Genomic DNA, 11,500 nt, shown 5'->3' with positions numbered 1-11,500 from the left:
CTGTTACCTAGACTTTCATCTTGGGACACCAACCCTAGCTGTTCTTGGTCAGCTCTATCTCCTTTATCTTCCGCATCCACAGAGTCTCTACCTGCTGGGACTTCTAGTACTTCCTCAGCTCCCGGACCTGATACTTCAGGTTGCCCAACTTGACTAACGTCAACGTTTTCGCCATCCACAGCAGCATCGTCGTCTTCATCACCGCGATCAGCACCTACTTGGACCTTTGCTTCTGCCTCTTCCTCAGGCTCTAAACCAGGCCCCTGTACTGCAGATACCTCCTCTTGTTCTGCACCATCCTTTGGAAGTCCCTCTTCTTCCGCTGCCACTAAATCAGTTCCTTGATCTTCTGGAACTATTTCCTCAACCACAGGGACAAATCTCACGGTTGCATTAATGCTTTGCCTATCACTAATGGTTACGTCATCTCCCTCGTGCAGAAGGTACGCTGCATATGCCTGAACTTCATTCCCCGATACCCCAAAGCTGTTGGTACCATTGAGGCTACCACTTCCTACTTCTTCAAAGTCGTATATTCCACCTTCATTCAAAATCTGACCCGCACTGGAGCCACATCCTTCATCTGATAGCAGCACTGTCAACACATCATTTTCCCAGTATCCTAGTACCTCAGCACATTGACCATTTGCTCGGCATCCACACCCGTAAAAGTCAGTGCCTTCCACTTCAACGTTTCCACTACTAACATTCTGATTATCAACTTCTATACTTAGATTATACATAAGCACCACCTCCCACATTACTTGCGCGCACACCACACGTGTCCTCAGAATACCACCGGCACGACTGACGTGTCAATTCATTACGCCAACCCACCTGGACACATGACTTCACTACCCGCTAACCATTTTAAAATCCTTAACGACATCCTGCACCATCCAGCGTAAGCCTTGCGCGAAAGCGCGCCAACTAAGCCACTGTACTCACTCGCTCTAATTTGTGTACACTTCCTGCAGTACAAGCATCACTACACACGCCCGGATTTTAGCATTTAGCATTAAGGCATACAACATTTACTTATGGGATTTGATTTAAACCATTTGTACGGGTGTGCCCTGTTATGAGGTAAAGCTCCTACCTACACCAATTCTTGGAAGTGGGCACCCTTTAAAATTTTGCAGTGTACATTTCCGACATGCACTAGTTGCCGCTATTGATGATGCGCGCCACCAATTATGTCTCTCAACTGCATATTGAAGTTTTTGTTTAGTTTGTTGAAGCTCTTCATAAGCACCGGCGGAGCCGTGGAAAATTCATCCTTGCCCTCAAGAGCCTTCTCTAACATCACAGCTACATCACGGTCTATGGTGTTGCTTTTTAGGTGACTGAGTATGCTTTCTATAGACTTGGCCACTACCTTGTACTTACTGAGTGGATGAGCGTTTGGACAATTGGCAATATTTTGCACAATTCTAAGCTCGCTATTGGTAAAATCCACAAATGCCAATTCTTGCAATGTTTTCAGGAAAGACCTTCTATCTCTTTCCTCTATTGCACCAACCGTGACCATTATTTTGATGACAGCTTCTAATGCATCACTAACATTTCCATTGGTTACTGCATTAATGGTACGATTTCTACGATCGACTATAACATCACACATGGAACTCTCTCTACGCAGGAGATCCTCCAACTTCTTGCTAGAGCTCCCGTCAAAATCCAAGTACTTGTCCTCAATAGGTGATAGCAGTATTTTGTCTTGGTCAACGCCAGCAGCATATGTAGGAACACCAGCAGACGTTAGTATCACCAGACCCTCCACCTTGAGCTTGCACGCTTGCTTTAGCACGTCAGAGAGTACACCATCCTTGAAGCAAAACCCGTAATAAACCATGTGGTTTACAACATTGGCTACGCTGTTATAGGTGAACTCCCTACTTGGCAGGAGTTCAACGCGATTTCCTGTACCGTACTTGATTGAAACATCGTATGGGAATATGGCCCTGGACACGGTATTGGCGTCCAGTGTCGTGAATTTTCTTTTGAAATCCTCTACACACCCCTCATCTGAGAACGATATGACAGAGTTATTCCTATTAATTTCAGCGCATATTATCACGTTCACACTTGCGTAGGTTGAGTAAGAGCATTGTGCACAATCTTTGTTAAAAAAATAATAATTTCCGTACAGATATCCCACCACAGGTAACGTGATATCGTTTTCTATACAGAATTGCACACCTACATTTACCCTCACGTTTCAGTTAGGGTAACCTTTTGACCAAACACAACCAGTAATGTGTAGAAATACGCCAGCAGCCCCGAAGCGATCACTCCTACAAGAGACAATATCCGCATTAGCGGCTTCTGGAAGAAGAAAGGCTCAACAACAACCTTCATGGCGCACAGTACAACCACCATTACTGCTGACGATACGAACACATGTGCAAGCTTCATGAGAAGGGCGTCATCAACGTGGTATAACCCACGCCTTCTTAAATACGTCATCAACAAGATGACATTAATCCACGATGCAAGTGTTGAACCAATGGCTACTCCCACGTGGCCGTAGTATTTCATTATAAAGTTGTCAAAGATGATGTTTATAAACAGTGAAATCAGTGCCGCAAATGCTGGTATAGCAAATTCACCAGTAGTATAAAAGAACAACAGTAGAATTCTGCTCATTACGAACGAAGGTAGCGCTATCGATAACACCGTAAGTACAGGAGAAGTATTAGTTATAGCAAGATAGTCAAACTGTCCGTAGTTTAACAGAGCTAGCAATACAAAATTAGGAACAGTAGTGAGAATAACAACCGCGGGCATTACCAGAGTTACTCCCAAATCTAGCGCACGGTTTTGCATGTTTATCATCTCACGAGTTTGCCCCATTCTGGCAAGCCTAGCAATGGCAGGAAGTAAGACAGTGCTCATAGAAACACCGATCAAGGCCTGTGGTAACTGTGTTACCCTATCAGCATAGTAGAAGTACGATACTGCCCCAGGAACAAAACTAGCAAAAACTGTATTTATCCATATGCTGATCTGCGTCATACATCCACTTAGGATTGACATTCCTGATCTCTTAGCAAATGCTTTCTTATCTGCATCATCAAACTTTATTGGTGCTAGTTTTATGCTTAGCTTTTTACGTGCTGCTACAAAAATTGAGAATATAAACTGTAGTACCCCTGCAGTCGATACTGCTATGGAAAAATAGTACACAGGTAATCCATAATGCGGCACTATAGCACTTATTATTATGCACAGGTTTAGTACTATAGGTGATATCGCAGTCACATAAAAGCAGTTGTGCGCTTGCAGTATTGATCCTATCACTGAACCTAATGAGATAAATAGTAAGTACCCTAGCATTATCCTCGATAGGTCTACTGTTAAGCTGAACTTGTAGTGGCTACCAAGGAACCCCGGCGTGAACACCGCCAATATTTTGGGCAAAAATATGAATAGTATGATACACAACGATGATAAAACTACGAACAGTACGGAAAATATGTGATTTGCAAATTCACTTGCTTCTTTGGGATTTGACAGCTTCTTGGCGTACAACGGGACGAAGCTTACACTTAAAGATCCTTCTGCAAAATAATTCCTGAAAAGATTGGGCAACCTAAATGCCGCTAAGAACACGTCTGCTAAGCCTTGGGCACCCAACACGTATGCAACCAAGGTGTCTCTCACTAGCCCCAGTATCCGAGATAACAGGGTCATGAAGCCAAATTCAAATATTTTTCTTAGCATATAAAGTTGACTTGACTGCAAAAACTACAATACAGTAGCCTTTGTTGCATTTGAAATTAACACAACTCTAACCCTTAAGCTTATAGGTAGTACCCATATATGTCAATTTGTTTGAACGCCAAATTGGTTATAGAGTGGCTGCGTGACGTGGATCCTGTAGCGTTCAATTTCTTGATATTCCAGGTGCGGTGGTACGCCCTGGCGTACGTTGTGGGGGTATTGTTTTCTTACTTCTACATAGGACATGTGGGCAAATACCTAGACTTAAGAAAAGAATCCCTAGAATCCGTAACATCTGCAGGCGTTGCGGGAATTATTATTGGAGGAAGACTTGGATATGTATTGCTCTACAATCCAGAGTTCTATCTTAATCATCCGGCAGAAATATTGCAGATATGGCATGGTGGCATGTCCTTTCATGGAGCGTTTTTGGGTGCTCTATTACTAATAGCACTATCGTGCAAAAAGAGTGGCACTCCTATACCTGCTCTATTGGACCTATGTGCCTGTACAATTCCAGTAGGAGTGTTCTTGGGGCGTATAGCGAATCTTGTAAACCGCGAACTATACGGGAAAATCACAAATGTGTGCTGGGGCGTGATATTTCCTAACAGCAATTCTCTACTTCCTAGGCACCCATCGCAGGTTTACGAAGCAATATTAGAAGGATTTATACCCTTCGTACTTATAAACACACTTTTTCACTTTACAAACCTAAAAAAGCAGCCAGGCAAGCTAGCTTGCCTATTCTGCATTTGCTACGGAATTGCGAGGTGTATAGCAGAGCTGTTCAGGGAGCCTGATGCCTACTTAGAGACTATAGTGACACGATTTGGAATCACAATGGGTCAGATCCTATCAGCAGTCATGGTGGTAATATCAGTATTACTATTCGTAATGCTATCTAGGAAGTACAAGCGTAAGAGCCAGCACGTTCAGGCCTCGGATTAGGGAAAAGGTCTATAGTGTTGATCCGATGGCTACCCCCACGTGGCCGTAGTATTTCATTATAAAGTTGTCAAAGATGATGTTTATAAACAGTGAAATCAGTGCCGCAAATGCTGGTATAGCAAATTCACCAGTAGTATAAAAGAACAACAGTAGAATTCTGCTCATTACGAACGAAGGTAGCGCTATCGATAACACCGTAAGTACAGGAGAAGTATTAGTTATAGCAAGATAGTCAAACTGTCCGTAGTTTAACAGAGCTAGCAATACAAAATTAGGAACAGTAGTGAGAATAACAACCGCGGGCATTACCAGAGTTACTCCCAAATCTAGCGCACGGTTTTGCATGTTTATCATCTCACGAGTTTGCCCCATTCTGGCAAGCCTAGCAATGGCAGGAAGTAAGACAGTGCTCATAGAAACACCGATCAAGGCCTGTGGTAACTGTGTTACCCTATCAGCATAGTAGAAGTACGATACTGCCCCAGGAACAAAACTAGCAAAAACTGTATTTATCCATATGCTGATCTGCGTCATACATCCACTTAGGATTGACATTCCTGATCTCTTAGCAAATGCTTTCTTATCTGCATCATCAAACTTTATTGGTGCTAGTTTTATGCTTAGCTTTTTACGTGCTGCTACAAAAATTGAGAATATAAACTGTAGTACCCCTGCAGTCGATACTGCTATGGAAAAATAGTACACAGGTAATCCATAATGCGGCACTATAGCACTTATTATTATGCACAGGTTTAGTACTATAGGTGATATCGCAGTCACATAAAAGCAGTTGTGCGCTTGCAGTATTGATCCTATCACTGAACCTAATGAGATAAATAGTAAGTACCCTAGCATTATCCTCGATAGGTCTACTGTTAAGCCGAAGAAACTAAACTTCTAAGCGAGGAAATACTTCCACGTGCATCATTCAGCATATTAAACCCTCATAAAAAAGGGTTTTTTGTAAAATTATGCTAGTCTTAACATGCAGTATGCGCTACCATAATCCCGTGGAGCGGTACATTGGTAATTAAGTTGAAGCACGATACTAAGTACATACCACCTGCAGAGTGTTGTACACCCCAACTGCAACAAGGGCTTTTTTTGGACAGATGTGCAGTCATTTTTGTTCCAGACACCTACATAAATGATGTCCTGGTCACATGTTCTGTAACACCAAGAGACAAAGAATACTCGCTAAGGGACGGTTGACTGAAAATCAGACAGCAACCTACACTTAAGCTCCTTCCTGCGCCCTTTTTATATCAAAATCCTTTAGCCTTCTAGCTAGCATTTTCACCTTGCGGGCAGCAGTATTCCTATGAAATACTCCCTTGTTAACACACTTGTGAATGTTTGATTCAGCTTTTCTAAAAGCAGCCACCGCTTCGTCTATCGGGCCGCCGTTTTCCAGTATCGCCATAAATCCTTTGATCGAGTTTCTAACCCTGCTTTTACGTACCTTATTAGAAATAGTACGTCTGGCTATGACTCGCACCATCTTCTTCGCACTCGCATGATTTGGCATCGCGCGCTAATCTCCACATATTATCCCTGTTTGACTCTACATATAACTTACAACGAATGCAAGCATGTTGTACCCGGGACATGAACAAAGCTAATCTCTTTACTTAAATCCAAGAGACTTTTTCCCCTCTAGGATGCGTTCTTTGAATGATTGCATGAACTCAACTTTGCTCAGACCCTGCTCTATTGGAGGCATAACTTTCAGCAATGCTTTTCCCTTCTTCTTGCTGAAGGACACTGTATTCCTTGGCCAGTATTCATCTGTGTTTAGGACAATGGGCACAACCGGAATCTCAAGCTTCTGATATATCGCCGCCACTCCGCTGGCATACTCACGCGCTTCCGCATCTTTACCAGAAACCCTGGTGCCCTCCGGAAACATCAGCACCTTTCTACCTTTCTTAACATGCGCATCGCATTCTCTAAGAAGTTTACGCATTGCAGAAATGCCACTTTTTCTGTCTATAAACACCGTGCCTATCATCATCCACCACAAATTTAACAGTGGGAATGTTCTGAGTTCCTTTTTCATCACGTAGATGCTGTTCCTAAACTCTACATAGAGTATGAGCGTTTCAAATGGTGATTTATGTTCTGCCGCAATAACACAGGGACCTTCGGGGACGTTCTCTTTCCCTATAACTTCGTATGTGACGCCATCGAATACCTTAGAGAAAAACAACAGACATCTGCCCGCAAACGCGGTTGCGACATTTTTCACTGAGAAGGGCATGCACACCAAGATAGGCAGCATGAGCAGGGAATAAAATATTGAAAACAGAGCCGAGGCTACATAGAATAGCATGGCGTGGTCCTTAGCAGTTTTTTTTCCTTTCTAGGGTAGCGTTACATAGAAGCTTCGTAAAGGTGTTTTTCCCGGTTATGTTATATGTCACTGCGTCCGTTAGTTGTTCTGCCCGATCCTAGGCTGTCCCAGCGTTCCGAGGAGATGGGAGATTGTGATTTTTCTGGCCTCAGTGACTTGGTGCGTGACATGTTTGACACAATGTACGAAGCAAGCGGTATCGGTTTGGCTGGAGTGCAGATAGGCGTTATGAAACGCATATTCGTGATGGACACAGATGCGGTTTTATCAAATTCTTCATCCAAGTCGGAGCGTACCTCAGTGCTTGAGAAATATCGCAAAGCAGCGGAGAATACTGGGGATAGTGCCAACGACGTATCGCGTGACTACGAAGATCATTGCGGCCCCACTGTCGTGATAAATCCTGAAATAGTAGAGACCTCCGGGCGCTGCGTTTTAATGGAGGAGGGATGCTTATCAATACCCGGCCAGAGCGAGATGGTCTCCAGGCCAGAACTCGTAGTATTGAGCTATCTTGATAAGGATTTAAACAAGTGTACAATGCGTGCAAAAGGTCTGCTATCGCGATGCATTCAGCATGAGCTTGACCATCTTAATGGCATTGTTTTTATTAATCGTTTGTCTAAGTTAAAGCGCGATTTGGTCTTAGCTCAGTACCGTAAAAGTGCTGTAAGTAGGGGAGCCTAGCCACAGTGCCGCATATCAGCACTAATATCCTTTTCCAGTAATTTTATTTCTTTCGTTTCTAGCATGTAGTAGAATTCGGGTTAGTATTGAAAATCTAGACGTTTTATGTCGCGCGCAACAGATTGCACTGAGCACGTAAGCTCTGAATCTATTTCAGAAGTACTTAAATACTGTTCCGACAGTGGCATTTCTTGCACACTTCGTGATGAATTACATGAAGAAGATTACCATACACAGATCGCGCCTAAGTCCTCTGCTCGTGCAGATGCTGCGCGACAACATAAAGTGCAATACGCTCTAGATTGGGTAGCACAAGCACATGAACTTGCCTCGGCCTGCACTTCTTTGGAAGAGCTCAGACGAGTTGTAAGCTACTTCGAAGGTTGTGAGATAAAAAACACTGCCACAAATACAGTTTTCTCTGATGGAAATCCCGCAGCAAAATTAATGTTCATAGGAGAGGCTCCGGGCAACAACGAAGATAAGAAGGGTATACCTTTTTGTGGGGCAAGCGGTTTGTTATTGGACAAAATGCTCGCAGCTATTGGGCTAGACAGAACAAAAATTTATATAAGCAACACAGTGTTTTGGCGTCCACCGGGAAACAGGCGACCTACAGATTTTGAACTAGAAGTGTGCAGGCCTTTCGTGGAGAAGCACATATCTCTCATAAATCCGCTTGTCTTAGTTATGGTAGGCGGAACTGCCTGTTACTCATTGCTAAAAACGCAAGACAGCATCTCGCGAATAAGAGGCAAATTTTACGAATACAGCAATAGCTTTTTATCCAACAGCATAACATCGATGGCGATCTTCCACCCCGCATATTTGCTGCGGCAGCCTATGCAAAAACGACTTGCTTGGGAAGATCTAAAAATGCTCAAGCGCCACCTTGACACACTAGAGAACCTATGCTGAATACTATGAGTGCTTAGGATAAATATTCCTGACTCTATGGAAAATCATATATGTTGCTATGTATTGTAGAGTTACATATGATAATTGCAGGATATATCCCTGGATAGTAGCGGTATATGAGAATATTTGCTTTGAATGTGGGTATAAACCTTGTTATAGTTCCGCATATAATATATAGGGTTTTTATGTTAGATCTTAGCCTTAATAGCGAAGAACCTCACAACATGCTTATTGCGTTGGGTGAGTCGGCGGAAACTCCGTGTTGTTGTACTTCTGTACTTGCTGGTGTGACCTTTCAACAGGATCCCATCATTGAAGATGTGTATTTGATAAATTCTACAGGCTCAGAAGTGTGGAATGCTGATGAAAATCACGCTGTACACACAGAAATTAACGGATCTTTCCGCAAGAACGTTGATGGCGATGTGCTTTTCTCTGGAGTATACGAATGTGCATGCATAAACGAAGACGTTTCACCTGTGTATAATGTCATTCATGTCAATGACGTCGTAGTTGTGGAATCGGATGACAATGTTGTCCGCGTTTACGATGATAAAAATGACTTCTATATCGAAATAGTTTAGTCCAGCGACGGGAACGGTATGTGTTAAATGCCGTTCCCAGACTGGTATGTGTTACGCTTCCTCTATCTCCTGTTTGTGCTCTATGAATAGAGCTATCATTACTTCCGTAGTGATAGAGGGATAGTTTTCTACGTCGTAAAAAAGTTGAAAATTTAAGCTATCGTAGTATGGGCTGGAATAGTCGATATCATACAGCATATATGTACCCTCTAGTTAAAACATATGGTAAATGCCAAGCCGCGGTGTTACTTTGACGGGATTTTCTGTAGGCAGTGTCACTAACTAATCCCAATCACCCATTACACGTTGTTTCCCCTAGTCGTCTCCTCGTGGGCTGAATTAGGCCGTACTACCCTTACTGTCTCCACTTGCCGTCTTGGAATTTATATTAAAGAGCTTCTGGAACACTGAGAATTTCATATTTAAATATGTTCTTAACTTCCTTTGGAGTTCTCATCACCATTTCCATGAAATCGTTTTGGAACATTATGGTTCTTTTATCTATAAACCCTATTTCTCCATAGACTTCCTTATTGATGACAATCTTGCTCTCAAAGTCGGCTCCTGCATCATCGTCTCCTGTTATGGGTCTTTCAAAGTACTCTACTACGTCCAGCATGGCTGTATTATGGCCTATATATTGCATATATCCTGAAACTGATATTTCATGCTCCAGCTCCTGGTCTTCTGTTACAGCACTTTTTCCTGATCCTCTAAAGTGCGTCATGCCGTAGTCATCTGGGAAAAACTCCATAACTGTAAAGCAATCTACTGTATGTCCGTCTGCACGTCCCTCACTAGACACAAACACATCTTTACAATTTTCAGCTAGCTCAGGATTTATGTGAAGATAAGCGCACCCTAAGTACGAATCTCCTTCCAATTTGTCAAAATCAAAGTCTAAATACACCATTTTATCTTCTCCTACTGTCAAACACGCGCATTTGCGCACAAAAACTAATTGAATAGGCATGTGGGAACAAAAGTAGATTCTCCATACCTGAATCCACTTATGCACAATACTGTTCTTAGGCTACTGTGGCCATTGAGGTTTAGTTTTGTATTCCTGTTTAATACTTTGTGGGACCAGTCTATCGGGCATAAAAAGTATCACATCTACGATCCCGTTGTTCTCTTCAAGAGCGGGAAACACTACTACATCATTCAGCACCAACCGGCCCTGGGTATCTCCTATACCAAAACTGTACCCATTGTCAGGGTCTCTATTTCCCTCTTCATCGTATTTGTGTTCCGAATACTTCATGTCTAGCAACCTTATAGTTCCTTCAGATTCGAACACAAACTTACCCTCTAGGATTATATTTTTACACTCCTCAGGACACACTTCTATCAGGCTACAGTAGTACCGTGCTATTCCGGGCTCAACAAAGAAATCTATTTCATTCTGGTTCCCTTTGAAATACGCGGGAGCAAGATAATTTACTAAACACTCCATATCAGTCAGGCTTCCGTTCCTCATTTCTATGTCTTCGAGTACACTTCCGGTACCATGCAGATATATTCCTCCGTTTTGCTTGAACTCGGACCACAGATCATTGTCAAAGTATATCATCTCATTCCTCATCAAAATTTGCTTTCTAGATGCGCCTGATCGATAAAATACTTTGATGACACATAGGCCCTAAGAACGGGAGAATCAGGCCCATATGAAAATTCTTTAATGCGACACTGTAGAGCCGATTTGTCACAATGGGCGTTCAAAAATTAAAGCCAAATCCACATTGTTCGCGTTTATGTCAGCCTTGTGCACGTAGTTAGAAATTTTTGCTACACAACTAACAATGTTAGGCATACCGAGCCTCAAAATATCGCTCAGAGTCAGAATGCTCATCAGAACATTACTCAGCAAAACTGCACACCTAGGGCACCACTCCAAAAGGAGCAAATTACGGGTGTGTGCATTATCATGTTGTCTTTGCCATAGCTGAACATTGACTCTTTCAATCAGGGGTTCGGTCTTCTATAGGAAAACCCTAAAGAAATACTTATCCACACATTCCTTAAAGTAACAATGTCTGAGATGTGTCGGCGAAATTTAAAACAGGAAGTCTTCGTATAAAGCTTAGAATATTTTCGTTGTACCCCATAGGGGTGGCACGTGTTGCACCCAGCACAAGTAGAACGCTGTATAGGGTGATGAAATAACTATCCGGACTTATTTATATTACATATAATATGTGCTGAGTATGCAGTGGTAGGCAATGAAACTCGTAATAAAGGCCATAATAACGCTTTTCCTATGTGTGGCTTCCGTATATCT

At 42.6% G+C, this 11,500-nt stretch carries 13 protein-coding genes and 1 pseudogene; 4 read left to right on the top strand and 10 right to left on the bottom strand.

The genetic code is table 11. The annotated features are described in order from the left end of the window. The 3 genes from PGW94_RS03795 to murJ all read right to left on the bottom strand — a co-directional run. Positions 1–743: hypothetical protein (locus tag PGW94_RS03795; RefSeq protein WP_271758800.1), on the bottom strand; the 743-nt coding region annotated here is incomplete at its 3' end. Positions 744–1,171: 428 nt separating this feature from the next. Further along, entirely contained in the window at positions 1,172–2,080 is a 909-nt protein-coding gene (locus PGW94_RS03790; protein ID WP_271758797.1) for a hypothetical protein, read from the bottom strand. 134 nt (positions 2,081–2,214) lie between these two features. Next, positions 2,215–3,696: a murein biosynthesis integral membrane protein MurJ gene (murJ, locus tag PGW94_RS03785; RefSeq protein ID WP_271758802.1), complete on the bottom strand. Its 1,482-nt coding sequence runs from the start codon at positions 3,694–3,696 to the stop codon at positions 2,215–2,217. A 129-nt stretch (positions 3,697–3,825) separates the two neighbouring features. Here murJ and lgt point away from each other — a divergent pair, with 129 nt between their 5' ends. Further along, the gene (gene lgt, locus PGW94_RS03780) at positions 3,826–4,677 is read left to right on the top strand and encodes a prolipoprotein diacylglyceryl transferase (RefSeq protein WP_271758795.1); all 852 of its coding nucleotides are present in this window, start codon (positions 3,826–3,828) and stop codon (positions 4,675–4,677) included. A 9-nt stretch (positions 4,678–4,686) separates the two neighbouring features. Here the strand turns inward: lgt and PGW94_RS03775 are convergent. The 3 genes and pseudogenes from PGW94_RS03775 to PGW94_RS03765 all read right to left on the bottom strand — a co-directional run. Then, positions 4,687–5,550 (bottom strand): annotated as a pseudogene (locus PGW94_RS03775) (lipid II flippase MurJ); the annotation flags it as partial. A 364-nt stretch (positions 5,551–5,914) separates the two neighbouring features. Continuing rightward, entirely contained in the window at positions 5,915–6,205 is a 291-nt protein-coding gene (gene rpsT / locus PGW94_RS03770) for a 30S ribosomal protein S20 (RefSeq protein WP_271758793.1), read from the bottom strand. Positions 6,206–6,304: 99 nt separating this feature from the next. Next, positions 6,305–7,009, bottom strand: a complete 705-nt coding sequence (locus tag PGW94_RS03765; protein ID WP_271758791.1) for a lysophospholipid acyltransferase family protein — start codon at positions 7,007–7,009, stop codon at positions 6,305–6,307. A gap of 84 nt (positions 7,010–7,093) precedes the next feature. Between PGW94_RS03765 and PGW94_RS03760 the strand changes: the two genes are divergently transcribed. From PGW94_RS03760 to PGW94_RS03750, 3 genes are all read left to right on the top strand, one after another. After that, entirely contained in the window at positions 7,094–7,717 is a 624-nt protein-coding gene (locus PGW94_RS03760; protein WP_271758789.1) for a peptide deformylase, read from the top strand. 105 nt (positions 7,718–7,822) lie between these two features. Then, positions 7,823–8,635, top strand: coding sequence for a uracil-DNA glycosylase family protein (locus PGW94_RS03755; protein WP_271758788.1), 813 nt, complete (start codon positions 7,823–7,825; stop codon positions 8,633–8,635). A gap of 116 nt (positions 8,636–8,751) precedes the next feature. Continuing rightward, positions 8,752–9,219, top strand: a complete 468-nt coding sequence (locus PGW94_RS03750) for a hypothetical protein (RefSeq protein ID WP_271758786.1) — start codon at positions 8,752–8,754, stop codon at positions 9,217–9,219. Between the two features lie 51 nt (positions 9,220–9,270). Here PGW94_RS03750 and PGW94_RS03745 read toward each other — a convergent pair whose 3' ends face one another. From PGW94_RS03745 to PGW94_RS03730, 4 genes are all read right to left on the bottom strand, one after another. Further along, the gene (locus PGW94_RS03745) at positions 9,271–9,417 is read right to left on the bottom strand and encodes a hypothetical protein (protein ID WP_271758784.1); all 147 of its coding nucleotides are present in this window, start codon (positions 9,415–9,417) and stop codon (positions 9,271–9,273) included. Between the two features lie 190 nt (positions 9,418–9,607). After that, entirely contained in the window at positions 9,608–10,153 is a 546-nt protein-coding gene (locus PGW94_RS03740) for a hypothetical protein (protein ID WP_271758782.1), read from the bottom strand. A 99-nt stretch (positions 10,154–10,252) separates the two neighbouring features. Beyond that, on the bottom strand, positions 10,253–10,792 hold the full coding sequence (locus PGW94_RS03735; RefSeq protein ID WP_271758780.1) for a hypothetical protein: 540 nt from the start codon (positions 10,790–10,792) through the stop codon (positions 10,253–10,255). A 132-nt stretch (positions 10,793–10,924) separates the two neighbouring features. Continuing rightward, complete coding sequence (locus PGW94_RS03730) at positions 10,925–11,089, bottom strand: hypothetical protein (protein WP_271758775.1); 165 nt, start codon at positions 11,087–11,089, stop codon at positions 10,925–10,927. Positions 11,090–11,500 lie beyond the last annotated feature (411 nt).

The sequence above is a fragment of the Candidatus Anaplasma sp. TIGMIC genome (assembly GCF_028204095.1).
Taxonomy (GTDB): Bacteria; Pseudomonadota; Alphaproteobacteria; order Rickettsiales; family Anaplasmataceae; genus Anaplasma.
The sequence above is the reverse complement of the archived record's forward strand: the minus strand, read 5'-3'. Positions and strand labels throughout refer to the sequence as shown.